A 16,579-nucleotide genomic window follows, 5' to 3' on the forward strand; every position below is an offset into this window, starting at 1 on the left:
GTTCTGCGCTGTCGGGTGTAAAACGTCATCGATAGGGGAAGAGCCTTCAAAGCTCTTCCCCTATTTTCGTATCTGGAGTCTGTACATGGAAAACCTGGACGCGCTGGTCTCCCAAGCCCTTGAGGCCGTGGAGCGCGCTGAAGACATCAATGCCCTGGAACAGATCCGGGTTCAGTATCTTGGCAAAAAAGGCGAACTGACCCAGGTGATGAAGACCCTGGGCAACCTGCCAGCCGAAGAGCGCCCGAAAGTCGGCGCGCTGATCAATGACGCCAAAGAGCGCGTCACCGAAGTGCTCAACGCACGCAAGGCAGCCTTTGAAGAAGCCGAACTCAGCGCTCGCCTGGCCGCCGAATGCATTGATGTGACCCTGCCAGGCCGTGGCCAGGCCACCGGTGGCCTGCACCCGATCACCCGTACCCTCGAACGCATCGAGCAGTTCTTCACCCATATCGGCTACGGCATCGCCGAAGGCCCCGAGGTCGAAGACGACTACCACAACTTCGAAGCGCTCAACATCCCCGGCCACCACCCAGCCCGGGCGATGCACGACACCTTCTACTTCAATGCCAACATGCTGCTGCGCACCCACACCTCGCCGGTGCAGGTGCGGACCATGGAGTCCACCCAGCCGCCAATCCGCATTGTGTGCCCGGGCCGCGTTTACCGCTGCGACTCGGATATCACCCACTCGCCGATGTTCCACCAGGTCGAAGGCCTGCTGATCGATCGCGACATCAACTTTGCCGACCTCAAGGGCACCATCGAAGAGTTCCTGCGCGTGTTCTTCGAAAAAGAACTGGCCGTGCGCTTCCGCCCGTCGTTCTTCCCCTTCACCGAGCCGTCCGCCGAAGTCGATATCCAGTGCGTGATGTGTTCCGGCCAAGGCTGCCGCGTGTGCAAGCAAACCGGCTGGCTGGAAGTGCTGGGCTGCGGCATGGTGCACCCGGACGTGCTGCGCATGTCCGGCATCGACCCTGAAGAATTCCAGGGCTTCGCCTTCGGCATGGGCGCCGAGCGCCTGGCCATGCTGCGCTACGGCGTCAACGATTTGCGTCTGTTCTTCGACAACGACCTGCGGTTCTTAGCCCAATTCCGCTAGGCCCAATCGACGCAACTTTCAGGAGAACAGCATGAAATTCAGTGAACAGTGGCTGCGCGGTTGGGTAAACCCGCAAGTCTCCCGTGACGAACTGGTCGCCCGCCTTTCCATGGCCGGCCTTGAAGTCGACAGCGTAACCCCCGCTGCCGGCCAGTTCAGCGGCATCGTCGTGGGCGAAATCCTCGCCACCGAACAACACCCCGACGCCGATAAACTGCGCGTCTGCCAGGTCAGCAACGGCCAGGAAACCTTCCAGGTCGTCTGCGGCGCCCCCAATGCGCGCCCGGGCATCAAAATCCCGTTCGCCATGATCGGCGCCGAACTGCCGGGCGACTTCAAGATCAAGAAGGCCAAGCTGCGCGGCGTCGAGTCGTTCGGCATGCTGTGCTCGGCAGCAGAGCTGCAGATCAGCGAAGAAAACGACGGCCTGCTCGAACTGGCTGCCGACGCCCCGGTAGGCGAAGACATTCGCCAGTACCTGAACCTGGACGACGCCAGCATCGAAATCGGCCTGACCCCCAACCGCGGTGACTGCCTGTCGCTGGCTGGCCTGGCCCGCGACGTCAGCGCCCTGTACAACGTCCCGGTCACCCGCCCGGTGGTGCCGGCCGTACCGGCTGCCCACGACGAAGTGCGCCCGGTCGAAGTCAGCGCCCCGGCCGTGTGCCCACGCTACCTGGGCCGCGTCATCCGCAACGTCGACCTCAGCAAGCCCACCCCGCTGTGGATGGTTGAACGCCTGCGCCGCAGCGACGTGCGCAGCATCGACGCCGCCGTTGACATCACCAACTACGTGATGCTCGAGCTCGGCCAACCGATGCACGCCTTCGATCTCGCCGAAATCAACGGCGGCATCCGCGTACGCATGGCCGAAGAGGGCGAGAAGCTGGTGCTGCTCGACGGCCAGGAAGTCGCCCTGCGCGCCGACACCCTGGTCATCGCCGACCACACCCGCGCCCTGGCCATTGCCGGCGTGATGGGTGGCGAGCACAGCGGCGTCAACACCGAAAAAACCCGCGACCTGTTCCTTGAAAGCGCCTTCTTCGAGCCGGTCGCCGTTGCCGGCAAGGCCCGTTCCTACGGCCTGCACACCGACGCCTCGCACCGCTACGAGCGCGGCGTCGACTCGCAACTGGCCCGCGAAGCCATGGAGCGCGCTACCGCACTGGTGCTGGAGATTGTCGGCGGCGAAGCCGGCCCCATCATCGAAGCCGTCAGCGAACAGCACCTGCCGCAAGTCGCCCCGGTGACCCTGCGCGCCGAACGCATCACCCAGATGCTCGGCATGGAGCTGCAGGCCGCCCAGGTCGAGCAGATGCTCAACGCCCTGGAGCTGACCACCACGGCCAACGGGGCAGGGGAGTGGACCGTCAAGGTGCCAAGCCACCGCTTCGACATCAGCCTGGAAGTCGACCTGATCGAAGAGCTGGCCCGCCTGTACGGCTACAACAGCCTGCCTGTGCGTTACCCGCAAGCGCGCCTGGCGCCCAAGGCCAACCCGGAAACCCGCGGTGAGCTGCCCAACCTGCGCCGCCTGCTGGTCGCCCGCGGCTACCAGGAAGCCATCACCTACAGCTTCATCGACCCGAAGCTGTTCGAGCTGTTCACCCCAGGCGTAGAGCCGCTGCTGCTGGCCAACCCCATCTCCAGCGACATGGCCGCCATGCGCGCCTCGCTGTGGCCGGGCCTGGTCAAAGCCATGCAGCACAACCTCAACCGCCAGCAAGACCGCGTGCGCCTGTTCGAAAGCGGCCTGCGCTTCGTCGGCCAGCTGGGTGACCTGAAGCAGCAGCCCATGATCGCCGGCGTTGTCACCGGCAGCCGCCTGCCAGAAGGCTGGGCCAACGGCCGTGACAGCATCGACTTCTTCGATGTGAAAGCAGACGTCGAAGCCCTGCTGGGTTACTCGGGCGCCCTGAGCGACTTCACCTTCGCCGCCGGCAAACACCCCGCCCTGCACCCAGGCCAGACCGCTGTCATCCAGCGCGACGGCAAGGAAGTCGGCTACCTCGGCGCCCTGCACCCGGAAGTTGCCAAGGCCCTGGGCCTGGACCGCCCGGTGTTCGTCTTCGAGCTGGTATTGGGTGATGTGGTCGAAGGCCGCCTGCCGAAATTCAGCGAACTCTCCAAGTTCCCGGAAACCCGTCGTGACCTGGCCCTGATCGCTGGCCGTGACGTGGCCGCCAGCGCCGTGCTTGAAGTAATTCGTGACAATGCAGGCGAATGGCTTACAGACCTCAGGCTGTTTGACGTCTACCAGGGTAAAGGTATTGATCCTGATAGAAAAAGCCTGGCCGTCGGCTTGACCTGGCAGCATCCATCGCGCACTCTTAACGACGATGAGGTGAACACTACCCTGCAAAACATCCTCACCTCGCTTGAACAAAGGTTGAACACCACGTTAAGGAAATAACGGCATGGGTGCTCTGACGAAAGCTGAGATGGCCGAAAGGCTGTACGAGGAGCTGGGGCTTAACAAGCGTGAGGCCAAGGAGTTGGTCGAGCTGTTTTTTGAAGAAATTCGGCACGCACTTGAAGAGAACGAGCAGGTCAAGTTGTCCGGTTTCGGCAACTTCGACCTTCGCGACAAACGCCAGCGGCCGGGCCGCAACCCCAAAACAGGGGAAGAGATCCCGATCACTGCACGGCGCGTCGTCACCTTTCGTCCAGGGCAGAAGTTGAAGGCCCGGGTTGAGGCCTATGCTGGAACCAAGCCATAACGACGAACTGCCCCCCATACCGGGCAAACGCTACTTCACCATTGGTGAAGTGAGCGAGTTGTGTGCCGTAAAGCCACACGTGCTGCGGTATTGGGAGCAGGAGTTCCCTCAGCTCAACCCCGTGAAGCGGCGGGGCAATCGGCGGTATTATCAGCGCCAAGACGTGCTGATGATCCGCCAGATTCGCGCGCTGCTTTATGACCAGGGGTTCACCATTGGCGGGGCGCGGTTGCGGCTCTCCAGTGATGAGGTGAAGGATGAGTCAAGCCAGTACAAGCAGCTGATTCGGCAGATGATTGTTGAGTTGGAGGATGTGCTGGTGGTGTTGAAGAAGTGAGCTAGAGCCGATGAATGGAATTTTTTGAAAAAAAGCTTCCATTTATCAAAAGGTTAGGGTAGATTTCTCATCGTTCTCAGATGTTATGAGAATGTAGTCGGGGCGTAGCGCAGCCCGGTAGCGCACTTGCATGGGGTGCAAGGGGTCGAGTGTTCGAATCACTCCGTCCCGACCAATAATCCCAATGACTTAGGCCATTTCCGCAAGGAGTGGCCTTTTTCATGTGCGTGACTTTTGCGTGACTTCTCAGGTTTTTACGCCTGTCTCCTCTTCAGAATTGTCAGCACCGGCCCACGCGAGTCCGTCGCTGAAACTTTGTTTGCCGCCTCTATCAACTGCCCCAGCTCCGCGCCAGAATAGTGGCTGGTCACACTTCCGTTTTTGTGGCCAAGAAGCGACTTCCGATCTTCCTCGGTTACACCCGCTGCTTTCAGGCGCCTGCCGAAAGTGTGTTTGAGATCATGCACGCGAATGGAAGCGAACCCGGGGTGTGCCGGCCGCAAGTGTTGCTCCTGCCAGAGCTTTGCCGCGCGCACCCTCGCTTTCTTCCAAGCCGAGTCGTTCATCCTGTGCATTCCGGTACCGTTGTACGGGAACACCCACTCCCGGCTGATCCCTCGCTGCCCGTCGATGATCGACTTGGCCACGCTGTTCAGCACCACCAGACGCTCGTCCCGGTTTTTCACGCCTGAGTTCTCGTGCCGGCCACCGAAGTCGGCAGGTATCAGGAACACGCTGGTGCCCAACTCGGGCACCGAGATCTCCCAATCCCACCTCAGTTTGCAGACCTCCTGCTCCCGGCAGCCCGTGTTCACCTTGAACAGGGCCATTCGCTGCAGGTGGTCCGGCAACTCCCCGAAGAGAATCGACTGCTCATCCCACGACATCGGTTAGGGCTTTCGACTGGATCTCTTCTCCTCCAGCTTGGCCAGCAGCGGAATGCTGTCGAGCCAGGGCCTGCGCTCTTCATCCCGCCATTTCCGGCAAGCCAGCGACAGCACGCGAATCACCCGCTCGATTGCGATGTTCACCGTCCGGTTGCTGACTGCCTTCCTCACTTTCCCATTCGGCAAGTCTTCGTCCGTCTGCCGGTCCCGAATGAACGGGGCCAGTGCCTGGTCGTCGATATGTGTCAGAGGCAAATCACCCAGGTATGGGTCGAGTTGTTGCAGGCACAGGGCGGTCAGCTTGATAGACGGCTGATCTTTGTGCTCGAGCAGATACCTGGTGGCTGCCTCCCGAAACGTCCGAACCTGTCGAACGCCATAGACCTTGCGCTGGCGAATCTGCTCCAGGCGGTGAATCAGGTACTTTTCTGCTTCCGCCCGGTCACTAACTCCAGTGCTTTCGTAAAGTCTCTCGCCGTTGATCCTCTTGTCGATGTGCCAGATGCCGTTCCTTTGGGAAAGGCCTGTGATTGTCTTTCGCGCCATCCCTTATCTCCTGATGGGCGCTCGCTGCCGGGTGATTGTCGTCCCTGAGCGCCTTCTTTCGCAATTGCCATGGCCTGGATGTAGTCGTTCACCCAGGCGTCCAGTTCTTCTCGGTCAAAGCCGATGCCGCGCTCCCCGATGGGAAACTCGCTCACATGCGGCCTGACGGTCTTGTTGAATTCAGATCGGCACATGCCGAGGTATTGGGGTGCATCGCCTGCGCGGATGATGCGCGGCTGAATGCGTGCGGCCGGTGCCGCGCTGGCGTTTGCCATGTGGGTCTCCACGCCGCCGGTGGCGGCAGGTTGGTTGTCAGGTCGTGGCCTGTGCGATGGTCTGTTCGAACCGTGACGCCAACTCAGCGTTGACCTCGGCTTTGGCCAGGCTGTCAGCAGTGCCCTTTGCCCTGTGCAGGGTTTCGTACTTGCGCAACTGGGCGGCGGCTGCGGTCAGGTCGGCCAGAAGCAGGGGCGCCGCGGCGATCAGCTTTGCGTTGGCCCGGCGCAGGTCCCGGCTGAGTTCCGCAGGGCCGATCTCGGTGAAGGTCACGCAGTCGCCGCAGTCAGCGATCATCCAGCCGTCAGAGGGGAGTGCTTTCACGCCATCGCCGCTGTCAGCGCCGAGACCGGTGAAAACCTCGGTTTCGTTCAGGACTTCCCATGGGCCGGGCGTGTGTTTGTGTTTCGTCATGGCAATAGCTCTCCATGCCCGCGCATGTCGGCGGGCTTGAGTAGTAGGGGGAGGAATTAAGGCTGGGAGTTACGCGAAAGCGCGTGCGCTAGGTGACGGGCATACGTGGAAACGGCGCGCCAGTAGGCGGCCATCGGACCCTTGCGGCGGTGCCAGGAATTTTCAGCCTCGGCGTCGGCCTGGGCGCGCAGTTCGCGGAGCACTGCTTCTATACGCGCACGATCTTGGGCGGGAAGTTCCAGCAGGGCGCGGCCTGCTGGCAGCTTCAGCAGCGGGTTGATGTAGCCCATATGGCCTCCTGGCTGGTTGTGGCCTGGTGAGCGCTCATCGCGGCCCCCTGTAGATCAGGTAGGCCATGTACATCAGGGGCAGGATCATGGCTGGGTCTCCTTCAGCGCCGTCTTGCGCTTGCGCATCAGCTCTTGCGTGCCTTCGGGGTAGGTGATCGCGACAGCCCCCATGCTCACGGCCTTGGCGCGCTTGCTCAGGCAGATGTCAAAATGCTCCTTGATGGTCCCGGCGTGCTGGATCCACTTGCGTTGTACGCCGATCTTGTCAGCCATCGACAGCAGTTCTGCGGTGCTGTCCGCGAACATGTGGCACATCTTCATACGGCCGAAGCCGGCGTTCATGTCGTCGACGTATACGGTCATGTGCATAGCTCCTTCGGCACCTGGACGGTATCGCCGAGCTTGGCTGCGACGACGGCGCGGCAGGCGGCAGTGAGGGTGCTCGGGCCGCCACCGCTTGGAAAGACCTCCTGGCCGCTGGCCTTGCACACGTACGCGCACCAGTGTTCTCCGGTTGGGCTTCGGCTGAAGCCGCTACCGTTGAAGCTCGTTTGAACGCGGTGCTTATCGATCAATGGCCCGCCTAGCGCCCAGTCTTCCCACGGGTTGTAGCGCTTGGTGTGCTCGGTCACCGTGGCGCGGTACCGGGCAAACACGCGCCAGGGGTTGCCGTACTCCGGTGGTTCCAGGAACACGTCCAGCCCTTCGGCCTTGCCAACGGCCCACCCCAGCGCTTCGCCGGCCAGGTCCGCCGTCTTCACTTCGATCAGGTCGGCCATGGCGCCACCTTGAAGCCTTCGGCCTCGATCATGTCGACCATGCTGCGTAGACCCTGGCGATAGCCCTTCTCGTAATCGCCGCCAGGCTCTGCGAACTCGCACTTATCTGGCCGCTCGACTACAACAGCCTCACGACTGGCCTGCCACGCAATCCAGGATGTCTGCACCCAAACCAGCCTGTAACGATCAAAACGGTCCTGATCGGTGCAGATTGTGAAGCTTTCTCCGCGTTGCCGGCACTCATCAGCAAGCCACTCAAGAAATTCGTCACGGACATAGTCACGCTTCTTTTCGCTCACAGCTGATACCTCTCATCAATCCAGCGCCCAGGCGCCAGTGCGGGTGTAGGTTCGGGTTGGGTTTCGTGCGGGGAGAGCTGGCGCTGGCTTTCCGCTACTTGCGGGAGCCATACCTTCACGCAGCTGATCGAGTCGTTGCCAAGCGACCCCATCACGTAGCAGACGACGCCCCGCGGCTTGTCTTCGAAAGTCCAGACGCCTGACGGCAGTTCGGCTGCGCTGGCGCCGGTGGCCAGCAGCAGGAGGCAGAGGGCGAGGCGGGTCATCAGCAGTCCACCCAGTTGAGCTGTTTGATGTAATCGCCGCCGGCACACACGTGCTCGTCGTTGATCGCTTCCATGTCCTTGATGTCGGCCAATGCGGCCTTTGCTCGCTCCATGGCCAGCTCGGCATGGCTCAGCTGGTGGCGCTTGCGGGCCTTGTAGCTTCGGAGCGCTTCTTCTTTGTCGGGGTAGGCGAACCGGCGCCAAGAGTCTTTCGAAACGCGCTTGGCATTTGCCCAGACCTTGCCAGTGGCTTCCTGCCGCGCCATGGCATACCCCTCATGCCCTTCGGGCACAAGCCAGTAGCAATGCTCGGTTTCTCGGATCACCACGTAGCGCCGGCAAACGATCGTGACGCCTTCGGGGCCGATTGAATCGATGTACCGGAAATGGTCAGGCCAGGCTTGTTGCTTTCCTTCAGACATGACTTCGTCCTTCTGCCATATCGCGGCAGTGAATAGAGGGGAGAGGGGTTACAGCGGAAAGAGTACGGATGTACTCCTGTCAGGATTCGGCGGCGATCAACGCGGTTTGGCCGCCACACGCATCGCACGCGCGGTCAGTTGGTTGCTCAGCCTGGCATGCTTGGCACGACCATGTCGGCGAGCTTGGTCCTGCGCTGGCGGATAGGGCATCAGCGATCCGGCGTAGCTCGTAGGCGGCATCCTTCAATCGTGCATCAGCAACGTCAACGGCATGGTCAACCCGTGCTCTGGTCATTTTCTTGTCTTCGTCCTGAAGGTCTTGCAGAGCGAATAACGGTGCGCTGATTAGGTGAGCCGCCATGCGGATAAGGTCGCCAGACTTGTCGCGCAGCAGCGCATCTCGCTCGGCCAGCTTGTCGCTCAGCTCCTCGATGGCGGCCAGGTTCTTGATGCCATGGCTCCGCGAGTAGAAACGATCGAGCTTGGCGCTAAGGTCGTCGCGCTCCTCCCGCATGTAGCCAAGCTCTACCCGCAGCCGATCAACCTCAGCGGCACCGGTCATCGGCCCCAGCCCAACAATCGGCAGCCCAGTCGCCGCCGCATCCCTCTCTGCCTCTTCTTTGGTCCACCAGATGGCAGTACCAACCATCCAGGCTATTGGCTCAGGGTGGGGCTGCGGGGCTGGCATCGGAAAACTCTTCACGACAGCCTCGTACGCAGTGACCATCCATGCATCAGGGCATGCTTGGCGATCAAGGGCTTCTCTGACCTTCCCGGCCAAGTCGTGCGCAGCTGGCACGCTGACCATCTCGGTGTTGCTGGATCGGTTTTCTGTGGGCATGGGGATACCTTGCGAGTGTAGAATCTGCTCATTGATTCATAATGAAGAGGTGGTTAAGTGGTATTCAATATTGCGCCTGGGCAGCATGAAACATCGGTTAGATATTCTTTGCTAGAGGCTGTTAAGTTCATGTCGGCGTTCATCGATCAACAGAATGAGCAGGCTAGATTGTTCTGTGAGAATTTTGATCAGGAATATCTTCGTGGCCATGGTTTTGCCTACGATGATGAGCGGGATGAGCTTCTTGTGTCGGGTATATCTGGCTTCGAATACGATTTGGAAGGAGTGTTCAAGGGTGAATTTCCAAGTTACGTAATTGAGTCGCAAGTCATAATGCTTTGGGCCATGCTTGAGCGAAATCTAGATGCCATAGCCATGGAGCTTTATAAAATCAAAGGGCTTGATTGGTCGTCGCTGAAGCGCGGTGCATCATCATTTTCTCAGTATATTGAACGAATCGAGGTTGCAGATGGCCGTCCATTTCCAAAGCCGACAGTAGATTTTCTTGATAAGAATGTACGAGAGGTGAGGAATGCTCTGGTTCATGGCGGTGCGAGAGAAGTAGATATTGAGCATGCGCACTTGGATATTAAAGGCAAGGTTCTGCGCGGCGTGTCTCCCGCATATGTTTCTGAGGTGATTGGAGCAATGCGATATCTGGCGATGGATCTGGTTGCGGCGCATCGTTAACTATTTAGGATCTGTGAGCATTACCTATTTCAGCCTCGGCCAGCTCGCAAAAAAACGAGCAGGCCGGTAATTTCTCGTTGCGACGCACCGGGCCATCGCCCAAATCACGTAGCGAAAACCGTACGTTGGTGGTGCGGTTGCGGAATAGGAAGGAGCCTTCACCCAGGTCGTCCTGAATGGCGCACAACGCCTCGAACTGCTCAGGGAAGTCTTGTCGGATCGCCCGGAAGTAGCCTTCGCCGCCCTTCACGCAGCCGATGCAGTTGGCGTTGTCGTAGCCCATCCGGTACATGAGTGGCAGCTCGATGCCTGCGCGCAGCAAGATGGCCTTACAGTCGTCCTTGCCCAGGCCGCGATCGATCAGTGGGGCAATCACCGGGCGGTCCGGATTGCGCTCCCGGAAGTCATCCAGGCGGTCGGCCTCTTCGGCTGTATAGCCGAACACCATAACGTCACCAGGCTGTTTCCACGTGTCGAGCAAGCGCCGCTTGAGGATCTTTGTGCACGGCGCACCAGTTCGGCCTTTCATGTAGCGCTCGCGGCGGAACACCTCATGAGCGTCGGCTCCGTACTTCTCGTCCCGCAGGACGGTGATCGGCTGGCCGAACCAGGCTTCGCAGTCCTGGGCGAACCGGCGGTTATCGGCTTCCTCGTTGGCAAGGAACGCGTTGATTATCTGAACGTCGTGCGTGCTGCCGTACTCTGCCAAGGCCAGCTTGGTGGCCACCGCCGACGCGGCGCCGCAGCTGAACTGGCAGACGATTCGATTGGGCATAATGGCTCCTGGCTAGTACTATATTGGCCTGAGAGATTAGGGGTGTTATAGGATGAGTTTAAGGACAAAGATTGCTGTAGCATTTTCGGTTTTATATATCTGCGGATTCGCTTTGATCTGCGTGTTTAGAATTGATGATTTGAGGGCTTTGGATCTTAATGAGCTAGGAGACTATCTCGCTGGGGTTTTCGGCCCGCTGGCCTTAGCATGGCTAGTGTTTGGATATTTTCAGCAAGGTGACGAGTTGAGGCAGGGTACAGAAGCTCTTAGGCTTCAAGCGACCGAGTTAAACAATGCTGTTACCGAGCAGGCGAAGATGGCTTCGGCGAATGAAGTTGCTCTGCGTAATCATGAGAATTCTCTAGAGCCTCTTTTTAAGGTGGTGGCATCCGATAGCGGCTGGGATGATGAAGGTGACTTCTATTTCTCATTTAATTTGCATAATCTTGGAGAGTATTGTGAGGACATTAAGGTTGTCGCTGAACTTGGAGGTAGAGAGTATCCAAGCAAGGGCATAGGTACGATGTTTTCGGGTGACTGCGTAGCCCTTCAGAGAGGCGGGATGAAAGAATGGGAAGAATTTGTATTTTCAGTTGAATACAGAAGGAGGAGCGGGCGCCGCGGAAGGCAATCCTTTTCTTTTGTAAGTTATAAAGATGAGGACGAGCCTTACCCTACATACTCTGCTGAAAAACATCCTTTTCTCAGTACTTGAATTACTAATCTTACCCCTTTGTTCTCCAGTGATCGGTGAATGCAAGCGCCGCCCTCGCCGGGGAGGCGTTATCGTTGAATAGGGGAGGCGCTGGCGAGCAGCTCGGGTCAAGCGGCTTTCGCTTCGGATTGCTGAGCGACGATCGCCTTGGCGGCATGGTTGATCAGGTACAGCCGGTTGATCAGGCTGTCACGCGGCTTGTCGATGGTGATCTCCCAGTAGTCGCAGCCCAGGCCAAGCTCTTCGTGGTGCTCGCCCATGAACATGCTTGCTTGCTCGACGTAGCTGATGTCATCGGCCTCGCTCAGGAGATCGTTCAGCGAGTCCCAGAAGTCGCGGCCATCCTCGCCATAGGGCATGGCTGCAAGATGCTCTTTAACCAGCTTCCGGAGCTCGTCCCATCGGCCGGCCTCGTGGAGTCCGCCGTCGTTGCGCATCCACTCGGGCAGGGCGTCGAACTGGTCCTCGTCGGTTTTCTCGCAGACCTGGCTGCATACGCCAGTAACCAGTGCCGCGCGGAAGGCTTGCTCGTCAAACTCACGCTCGCGGCAGTGCTCTTCAAGCTTTGAGTGGATGTAGTAGCCGATGTCGTCGCCGGCCAGGAACTCGATGCCGTAGGACAGGCCGACGCTGAAGGTCAGGCCGTTGATGTCGCCCACGACGGCGATGCCGAAGCGAGTGATCAGGATGTCGAAGGCGTAGCAGGCCGTGCGCGGCGCCTTGCAGCGCCATACCTTCAGCTGATCGGTGTCAGCCAGGACGGTGTATTCGTGGTCCTTCAAGCACTCGGCGGCCCGCTCGCGGCGCTTGGCCTTTTCGGCTTTGCGCTGAGCGATCCATTCTTGGTGGCGTTGTTCGTCGTTCATGGCTTTCTCCATGCATGCGCCGCCCTCCGTGGCCGGATGCGGCATGGTGGCAATTTGGTTTGGGATGGGGTATTACGGGTGACCGGCAATGACGCCAATTGAAGGAGTTGGGGAAATGAGGGAGATAACAGACCATCTTTGGGTGAAGATTCAGGATCGAGATTACATTGGGCTCATAGCAGTCAATCAAAAGCTTGAGGAGGTTGCGCTTTTGACCGCTGCGATATCTAAAGCTGAAGGCTTAGAAGCGGCCAATCGGATTATGGACAATGGTCGTATTGGTGTAGCGCTTTCACGGTGTAAGCAATGGCACCTAAAAGACGATCGTGTTACGAACGATGATTTGCATATTTACTACCGCTACGCTACCGACGCGATGCGGAATGCTGAGGCCATCCTCAAAGAAGAGCTTCCTCACATTGATCTATCATCAGGTGTGATCACTTCGTCGCCCGGATCCTGCTGAATCATCAACATGCTCTTCCGGTCGAAGGCCAGGGCCAGGCGCGGCGAGATGCTGATCTCGTGCCGTGGCGGGGTGAGAAACTTCGCCGCGTGCAGCCTGCCCAGGGCTTGAATGCCGTGGATCAGCGCCTCGATCATCTGGCTGGCCGAGGCATCCGCCCAACCGCAGATCGCTCGCAGGTGCTGGCCGGTTCGCTTCCTGGCCGATAGCCGCAGCGGTTCAGTCCGCGCCACAGCTCGGTGAGCTTCGATTTCGTGGCGCGCGATCCTGAACAGTGCGTGATGCCCGAGCGCTTCGATGTGATGAATCATCAGCGTCATCGCCTCGCCCTGTTCCTCGATCCCGGCCCACTCCATCAGTTCCAGCAGGGCCTGCTTAGTCCCTGGTCGAACCTTCAAGCGCAGGTCTTCTTCCTGCAGGCGCTCGGCCTTGGCGCGTCGCTTCTCGTCACGCTGCTGCTGCGTCAGAGCCATCATCGCCTCAATTGCGCACGAACGCCGTGCCCGGGGCGTACTCCAGTAGGTCGCACACCCGGTTGATGATCTTGAGCGCCGCGTCGAACACCTTGGCGTCGTCCGGCTCGCGGGCCAGGCGCTTCATGTTCGGCTGGTGCTCCAGGCAGACTTTGTCGACCAGGCGGCGGGCCAGCCTGCGCAGGTGGTCGGCGCTGTCGTGCACGCGCAGGCTCAGTGCAAAGGCCAGGGCTACGTCATCAGGCCGGTACTGGCCGCCGCTGCGGGTGTTGTACAGCTTCTTCACCGGCCGATTCATCCAGGCCGGCAGGGTTACCACTCCAGAGGGTGCTTTCTGCATGTCTGTGCTCCGTGAGGTCGCTGGGCGGCAGGTGGAACTGTTCCTGCCGCCGGCGCTGGCGGACTATGGTGCTGATGCGCCTCATGCGGCGCGGGCCGTGTCGAGCTGTTCGGTCACCTCGACCAGCTGCTGGGTAAGGTTCTCGATGGTGGCTGCGCCGCGCACTCGTTCGGCGCGGCTCCACTGGCAGCTACGGTTGAACAGAAGCTGCAGGTTTTGCTCCAGCTCCTTCCGGCGCTGGAGCAGTTCGAGGATGGTTGCGAGTGGCATGGCTTATTTTTCCAGTGCTTTACGCAGGTACGGATCGATGTCGGCCTGGCCGAGCAGCCATCGCTTGTAGTCGCGCGGGATATCCTCGATCTTCGAGCCGGCGTGCTTGCCGAAGCGGATGACCTTCGGGATTCGGGCGTCTTCGGAGATTTCCCAGAGCTCTTCCCAGCTGGCCACCGGCCGGCCCAGCTGCGCCTTCAGGGAGGTGAAGATTGCCACCAGAAGGCGACGGCAGTTCTTCACGTCGTCCAGCGCGGCGTGGGCGTTTCGCAGCAGTTCGGGCGCCTCCGACCGGTAGTGCAGGTAGATCATCGCTGACTGTGTGTGCGAGTCGGCGTCAGGCCAAAGCATGGAGCTCAGGGCCTTGGTGCAGATGCGTTTGATATCCGGCTTGCCAATCACCCCCCAGTCGTAATCGACGTTGTGCCCGATCAGGTAAGTGACGTCTTCCGGCAGCTTGAAGGAATCATGCGGCGGGCAGTCGATGAGCTCTTCGTCCAGGATGTGACTGGTTGCCAGGGCGCCCAGCTCGATTGGCTTGGATGGCTTGTAGCGCTGCAAGAACTCGCCGGTGACGGCCAAGCCCGCGCCGAGCTGCAGCCAGGCTGCCTCAACCAGTTCGGGGTTGTTTAGGCCGGTGGTTTCAGAGTCGAAAATGTAGGCGGTCATATGAGGTCCGTTTCGCAAGAAGAAGGGGTGTCAGCAGCGTGGTTGCTGCTGACCAGCGGTCAATCGAACGGGATATCGTCCGAGAAATCGGGCGGCGCGCCGTAGTCATAGTTGTCTGGCTGGGTGTAGCCGCCGGCGACCTGGGCAGACTTCGGTCGGCGGTCATGCACCGGCTTCTTCATGAGCTGCTGAACCATTTTTTCCAGCTTGGCTGGATTGGTGCAGCGCGGGTCTAGGATCTCGGATGCTGTCTTCTCGGATTCAGCACTGAACGGCGCGTAGATTATTGGGCGCGGCATTCCGGTCTGGCTGTTCTTCTCGATCTCCATCTGGATGAGCAGGCCGATGGGCTTTTTCAGCAGCTCAGGGAAGCCCGGGGCGGTGACCTGCTCGCGCTGCTTGGTGTCGTTGTTCCATTTCTCGAACTGGGTTGGCTGCGGGGCGCCGACGGTGCGCAGCTGCAGGCAGGCCATGATGGCGTTCATCATCGCGTAGCCACCCTCGTTGCGGGTGCCATGCTGGTACGTCAGGTTGAGGTAGAAAGTTGCCTCGGCCCCGTCGCGACTCTTGAAGGTGAAGCCGATACCGGTCGACCCGGTTTCTTGCTTCTCCATGTACTCGGCGCGCAGGAACTCGCCAATGAACTTGCCTGCCTCGTCGATGAAGGCTGACTTGTTGTCCGCTGCGCGCGCGGCATTTGCGTCCAGATTGAACATTCAGAAGGCTCCTATGCGGCCTGAGTAGTGTTGGTGAGGTCGTAGTACTCGCAGATCGCGGCATCGACCAACGCGAGGTCGTTGTCGATCAGCGCCTCGTTGAACATGCCCATCGGGGCCTTTGTGGTGTCCGACCCGTTGTTGCGGGTGCTGAATAGGTGCTGTCCGTCACTGACTACAGAGCGAAGGACGATGGTGACCATGCCTTCCAAGGTGATCTTCTCGTCGAGCATCTTGCCGATGGTCTTCATCTTGATCTGGCCGGCGTCCGTCTCCTCGGTGTGGCTGAGGATGTAGACCCGAACGTCATCTGGCAGGCCGAGTAGTGCCTCGAAGATGTTCCAGGTGTGCCGGCCGATCTCGGTGAACTTGTCGAATCCTTTCTCCTCACTCCGGCGCATGAACTCGTTGGCCAGGATGTACTGGAAGTCGTCGATCACGATGACTTTGCGCTTGGTCTGGCGGCAGGCGCCGATCACCTTGACCCAGTTGTCGGTAACGTAGGACTTCCAGGCCTTAGAGCCAGGAAAAGGAAGCGGCTTCTTGATGACCTGGACCAAGGCCACGTCATCAGGCTTGAAATTGCGCAGCGATGCGCTCTTGCCAGCCCCGGACTTGCCGAGGATCAGGGTTACGGTTGCCATGTGGCACCTCAGCTCGGTTGGTTGTCCCACTGCCGCTCAATGCGAGCAGCCTCGTCTTCGTACTCTTTTCGCTCATCGCCCTGGTACCGCTCAGGCGAGAACTCTCCGACCGTCTTCCAGTCGAGCTGGGCGGCCAGGCGGGGTGTTGTGTTCATGGGAGCCTCAGGAGGTGGCTTTGGCGATGGCCTTCCGCGCGATACACCAAGCGCATTCGGGCTCACCGTCGTCGATGCAGTCGTGATATCCGGGATCCTTATCTTCCATGACAAGTTCAAGAGCCCGGAGAAGATCAGGGGCAGCGCCGATCAGCTGCGCGTCAGCCTCTTCGTAAACGAAGTCGACCACCTGCTCCTGCGCATCGTTGAAGTCGATTGCGTAACCTGTGTGGCCTGGTAGGTTGCAGTTAGGCACTTCACGTACGAACCAAGGCCCAGGAGTGTGCTTGCCCATCACAATCCCTCCCGTGCGCCTTCAGGCTTGCGCGGCCAGAAGTCGAAGGCGAACGCCGACAGCGCCATGTGCATCTTGTTGGCGCGATACATGCCTGGCTTGCGCAGCTCATCCTTCAGGTAGCACCACTGCAGCTCGCCATAGGAGTAGGACTTGCTGTTGCTGAGGTTGTCCTCCTCAACCACTTTGCCGAGGGCGTCGAAGAATGCCGCTTGACCGTCACTTCCCATCGCCCAGAAAGCCTTGGCGAGGATTTCAGGCGTCAGGCTCACGACCTGAGGTTGTTCGAGGTGGACGCAAATATCGGACATGGCGAATCTCCCGCG

At 59.7% G+C, this 16,579-nt stretch carries 26 protein-coding genes, 1 tRNA gene and 1 pseudogene; 8 read left to right on the plus strand and 20 right to left on the minus strand.

The window, feature by feature from the left end:
* The first annotated feature begins 85 nt into the window (after positions 1-85).
* From pheS to NGJ21_RS14425, 5 genes are all read left to right on the plus strand, one after another.
* Positions 86-1,102 (plus strand): phenylalanine--tRNA ligase subunit alpha, encoded by a 1,017-nt coding sequence (gene pheS, locus NGJ21_RS14405; RefSeq protein WP_046787172.1) that lies wholly within the window; start codon positions 86-88, stop codon positions 1,100-1,102.
* 31 nt (positions 1,103-1,133) lie between these two features.
* The gene (gene pheT, locus NGJ21_RS14410; RefSeq protein WP_237860461.1) at positions 1,134-3,515 is read left to right on the plus strand and encodes a phenylalanine--tRNA ligase subunit beta; all 2,382 of its coding nucleotides are present in this window, start codon (positions 1,134-1,136) and stop codon (positions 3,513-3,515) included.
* 4 nt (positions 3,516-3,519) lie between these two features.
* The gene (gene ihfA, locus NGJ21_RS14415) at positions 3,520-3,822 is read left to right on the plus strand and encodes an integration host factor subunit alpha (protein ID WP_003250679.1); all 303 of its coding nucleotides are present in this window, start codon (positions 3,520-3,522) and stop codon (positions 3,820-3,822) included.
* Positions 3,803-4,159 (plus strand): MerR family transcriptional regulator, encoded by a 357-nt coding sequence (locus NGJ21_RS14420; protein ID WP_008100384.1) that lies wholly within the window; start codon positions 3,803-3,805, stop codon positions 4,157-4,159. Before ihfA ends, NGJ21_RS14420 begins: the two co-directional genes overlap by 20 nt.
* Before the next feature lie 98 nt (positions 4,160-4,257).
* Positions 4,258-4,334, plus strand: a tRNA-Pro gene (locus tag NGJ21_RS14425).
* Positions 4,335-4,413: 79 nt separating this feature from the next.
* On the opposite strand, the pseudogene NGJ21_RS14430 reads toward NGJ21_RS14425, so the two are convergent.
* The 9 genes and pseudogenes from NGJ21_RS14430 to NGJ21_RS14475 all read right to left on the minus strand — a co-directional run bounded on the left by NGJ21_RS14430 (position 4,414) and on the right by NGJ21_RS14475 (position 9,179).
* A pseudogene (locus tag NGJ21_RS14430) lies at positions 4,414-5,592 on the minus strand (tyrosine-type recombinase/integrase).
* 312 nt (positions 5,593-5,904) lie between these two features.
* Complete coding sequence (locus NGJ21_RS14440) at positions 5,905-6,282, minus strand: XkdD/Y8K6 family phage-associated protein (RefSeq protein ID WP_125922939.1); 378 nt, start codon at positions 6,280-6,282, stop codon at positions 5,905-5,907.
* A 56-nt stretch (positions 6,283-6,338) separates the two neighbouring features.
* Positions 6,339-6,572 carry a hypothetical protein gene (locus tag NGJ21_RS14445; RefSeq protein ID WP_251962234.1) on the minus strand — a complete coding sequence of 78 codons (234 nt, stop codon included), beginning with the start codon at positions 6,570-6,572 and terminating at the stop codon, positions 6,339-6,341.
* Between the two features lie 84 nt (positions 6,573-6,656).
* Positions 6,657-6,935 carry a DUF4031 domain-containing protein gene (locus tag NGJ21_RS14450; RefSeq protein WP_251962235.1) on the minus strand — a complete coding sequence of 93 codons (279 nt, stop codon included), beginning with the start codon at positions 6,933-6,935 and terminating at the stop codon, positions 6,657-6,659.
* A complete protein-coding gene (locus NGJ21_RS14455; RefSeq protein ID WP_251962236.1) occupies positions 6,932-7,351 on the minus strand; it encodes a DUF2591 domain-containing protein in 420 nt (139 codons plus the stop codon). The genes NGJ21_RS14450 and NGJ21_RS14455 overlap by 4 nt, the downstream gene beginning before the upstream one ends.
* A complete protein-coding gene (locus tag NGJ21_RS14460; protein WP_251962237.1) occupies positions 7,339-7,650 on the minus strand; it encodes a phiTE_015 family protein in 312 nt (103 codons plus the stop codon). Before NGJ21_RS14460 ends, NGJ21_RS14455 begins: the two co-directional genes overlap by 13 nt.
* Positions 7,647-7,916, minus strand: coding sequence for a hypothetical protein (locus NGJ21_RS14465; RefSeq protein WP_251962238.1), 270 nt, complete (start codon positions 7,914-7,916; stop codon positions 7,647-7,649). The genes NGJ21_RS14460 and NGJ21_RS14465 overlap by 4 nt, the downstream gene beginning before the upstream one ends.
* Positions 7,916-8,338, minus strand: coding sequence for a hypothetical protein (locus NGJ21_RS14470; protein WP_251962239.1), 423 nt, complete (start codon positions 8,336-8,338; stop codon positions 7,916-7,918). The genes NGJ21_RS14465 and NGJ21_RS14470 overlap by 1 nt, the downstream gene beginning before the upstream one ends.
* Positions 8,339-8,417: 79 nt before the next feature.
* On the minus strand, positions 8,418-9,179 hold the full coding sequence (locus NGJ21_RS14475) for a hypothetical protein (protein WP_251962240.1): 762 nt from the start codon (positions 9,177-9,179) through the stop codon (positions 8,418-8,420).
* 129 nt (positions 9,180-9,308) lie between these two features.
* Between NGJ21_RS14475 and NGJ21_RS14480 the strand changes: the two genes are divergently transcribed.
* Positions 9,309-9,869 carry a hypothetical protein gene (locus NGJ21_RS14480; protein WP_251962241.1) on the plus strand — a complete coding sequence of 187 codons (561 nt, stop codon included), beginning with the start codon at positions 9,309-9,311 and terminating at the stop codon, positions 9,867-9,869.
* 4 nt (positions 9,870-9,873) lie between these two features.
* Here the strand turns inward: NGJ21_RS14480 and NGJ21_RS14485 are convergent, their stop codons facing one another.
* Positions 9,874-10,644, minus strand: a complete 771-nt coding sequence (locus tag NGJ21_RS14485; RefSeq protein ID WP_251962242.1) for a hypothetical protein — start codon at positions 10,642-10,644, stop codon at positions 9,874-9,876.
* A 52-nt stretch (positions 10,645-10,696) separates the two neighbouring features.
* Here NGJ21_RS14485 and NGJ21_RS14490 point away from each other — a divergent pair, with 52 nt between their 5' ends.
* The gene (locus NGJ21_RS14490; RefSeq protein WP_251962243.1) at positions 10,697-11,359 is read left to right on the plus strand and encodes a hypothetical protein; all 663 of its coding nucleotides are present in this window, start codon (positions 10,697-10,699) and stop codon (positions 11,357-11,359) included.
* Positions 11,360-11,466: 107 nt separating this feature from the next.
* Here NGJ21_RS14490 and NGJ21_RS14495 read toward each other — a convergent pair whose 3' ends face one another.
* Positions 11,467-12,225: a hypothetical protein gene (locus tag NGJ21_RS14495; protein WP_251962244.1), complete on the minus strand. Its 759-nt coding sequence runs from the start codon at positions 12,223-12,225 to the stop codon at positions 11,467-11,469.
* A gap of 88 nt (positions 12,226-12,313) precedes the next feature.
* Between NGJ21_RS14495 and NGJ21_RS14500 the strand changes: the two genes are divergently transcribed.
* Positions 12,314-12,691: a hypothetical protein gene (locus NGJ21_RS14500; RefSeq protein ID WP_251962245.1), complete on the plus strand. Its 378-nt coding sequence runs from the start codon at positions 12,314-12,316 to the stop codon at positions 12,689-12,691.
* On the opposite strand, the gene NGJ21_RS14505 is transcribed toward NGJ21_RS14500, so the two are convergent.
* The 9 genes from NGJ21_RS14505 to NGJ21_RS14545 all read right to left on the minus strand — a co-directional run bounded on the left by NGJ21_RS14505 (position 12,640) and on the right by NGJ21_RS14545 (position 16,564).
* Positions 12,640-13,164: a hypothetical protein gene (locus NGJ21_RS14505; protein WP_251962246.1), complete on the minus strand. Its 525-nt coding sequence runs from the start codon at positions 13,162-13,164 to the stop codon at positions 12,640-12,642. The two genes, NGJ21_RS14500 and NGJ21_RS14505, sit on opposite strands and share 52 nt — an antisense overlap.
* 7 nt (positions 13,165-13,171) lie before the next feature.
* Complete coding sequence (locus NGJ21_RS14510) at positions 13,172-13,504, minus strand: DUF7740 domain-containing protein (protein ID WP_251962247.1); 333 nt, start codon at positions 13,502-13,504, stop codon at positions 13,172-13,174.
* 81 nt (positions 13,505-13,585) lie between these two features.
* Entirely contained in the window at positions 13,586-13,774 is a 189-nt protein-coding gene (locus NGJ21_RS14515; RefSeq protein WP_251962248.1) for a hypothetical protein, read from the minus strand.
* Between the two features lie 3 nt (positions 13,775-13,777).
* Positions 13,778-14,443, minus strand: coding sequence for a 3'-5' exonuclease (locus NGJ21_RS14520; protein ID WP_251962249.1), 666 nt, complete (start codon positions 14,441-14,443; stop codon positions 13,778-13,780).
* Positions 14,444-14,502: 59 nt separating this feature from the next.
* Complete coding sequence (locus NGJ21_RS14525) at positions 14,503-15,159, minus strand: hypothetical protein (protein ID WP_201870850.1); 657 nt, start codon at positions 15,157-15,159, stop codon at positions 14,503-14,505.
* A gap of 11 nt (positions 15,160-15,170) precedes the next feature.
* Positions 15,171-15,803, minus strand: coding sequence for a DEAD/DEAH box helicase family protein (locus NGJ21_RS14530; RefSeq protein WP_060709518.1), 633 nt, complete (start codon positions 15,801-15,803; stop codon positions 15,171-15,173).
* Between the two features lie 8 nt (positions 15,804-15,811).
* Positions 15,812-15,958 (minus strand): hypothetical protein, encoded by a 147-nt coding sequence (locus NGJ21_RS14535; RefSeq protein ID WP_155489589.1) that lies wholly within the window; start codon positions 15,956-15,958, stop codon positions 15,812-15,814.
* Positions 15,959-15,965: 7 nt separating this feature from the next.
* Positions 15,966-16,253: an XkdD/Y8K6 family phage-associated protein gene (locus NGJ21_RS14540; protein ID WP_251962250.1), complete on the minus strand. Its 288-nt coding sequence runs from the start codon at positions 16,251-16,253 to the stop codon at positions 15,966-15,968.
* A complete protein-coding gene (locus NGJ21_RS14545) occupies positions 16,253-16,564 on the minus strand; it encodes a hypothetical protein (RefSeq protein WP_251962251.1) in 312 nt (103 codons plus the stop codon). The genes NGJ21_RS14540 and NGJ21_RS14545 overlap by 1 nt, the downstream gene beginning before the upstream one ends.
* Between the last annotated feature and the right edge of the window lie 15 nt (positions 16,565-16,579).

The sequence above is a fragment of the Pseudomonas sp. Marseille-Q5299 genome (assembly GCF_943737035.1).
Lineage (GTDB): Bacteria > Pseudomonadota > Gammaproteobacteria > Pseudomonadales > Pseudomonadaceae > Aquipseudomonas > Aquipseudomonas putida_E.